1 protein-coding gene and 1 pseudogene are annotated in these 963 nt (G+C 29.6%); both read right to left on the bottom strand.

Translation table 11 applies throughout. The features are described from left to right. Positions 1–61: 61 nt before the first annotated feature. Entirely contained in the window at positions 62–697 is a 636-nt protein-coding gene (locus OZD62_RS01280; RefSeq protein ID WP_006280257.1) for a DnaA ATPase domain-containing protein, read from the bottom strand. Positions 698–826: 129 nt separating this feature from the next. Continuing rightward, positions 827–963: pseudogene (locus OZD62_RS06105) on the bottom strand (AI-2E family transporter); the annotation flags it as partial.

A 963-nucleotide genomic window follows, 5' to 3' on the forward strand; every position in this document is an offset into this window, starting at 1 on the left:
AATTACGTTAGTGTTATGGGTGTTAATAAATTTTTAATATACACCTTTACAAAAGAAGAAATCAAATGGCATCTTTTTTTAATAAAGTGCTAATAAAAGGAACGGTCACATTTGACCCTATAGATTCATTATCTATCTTTTCTATAATTTTATCAATGCTATAGAAAGAACGTTCTATTCTTGCTAAAATATAATTAATCACTTTTAAATCAATTTTTAACTGTTTATCTGAAAATCGTTTTATTAGCATAATTCTTAATAATTCCTCGCTTGCAGGCAAAATTTTTACGCTGATAGTTGATAATATTCGAGAACTTAAATCTCTTAGTTTGAAGTTAAGCTTTTTTGGTGAAATTGAAGAAGTGATTAGCAGCCTCTTGTCGTTTTCTTTCATGTAATTGTAACAATGTAATAACATGGCTTCATCTTTAATGTTTTGTACGTCTTCTAAAATAAAAGCATCGCTATACCTAATCTCGCTTACGAAGTTATTCACATTGATAAAGATTGCATCGTTTATTGATTGCCAAATATGAGCAAGATGAGTTTTACCGGAGCTTTTAGGTCCAAAAAGAATCAGACATTTCCAAGATAAATCATTAACTACCGAATTATATACGTGCTTATTTTCATCTAAAATGATGTAATTTTGCCGGCTATAATCAGCTTGATTGTTGTTAAATAAATTTAATTGCACGTTGAACCTCTTACGTAACCTCTTTCTGGTAGTAATTTTTGCGCAGAAATTTACTTACGCTCCTCAAATGTGTCAGGTATTCTGGGCTCATTTCTCCTCTTACCATAAATTGATTATGCAAAAGGTCTGTTAGCCGTTTTTATAAAGCTCACTTTTAAAATATTTATTGATTGCATATTCTACTGATACATTGAACATTGCTATTATTGGAATAAAAAGTAATATACCTGTAAATCCAAAATATGAAGCGCATATAGTAATTCCCA

Origin of the sequence: Wolbachia endosymbiont of Drosophila seguyi (assembly GCF_028981765.1) — a bacterium.
GTDB classification, from domain to species: Bacteria; Pseudomonadota; Alphaproteobacteria; order Rickettsiales; family Anaplasmataceae; genus Wolbachia; species Wolbachia pipientis.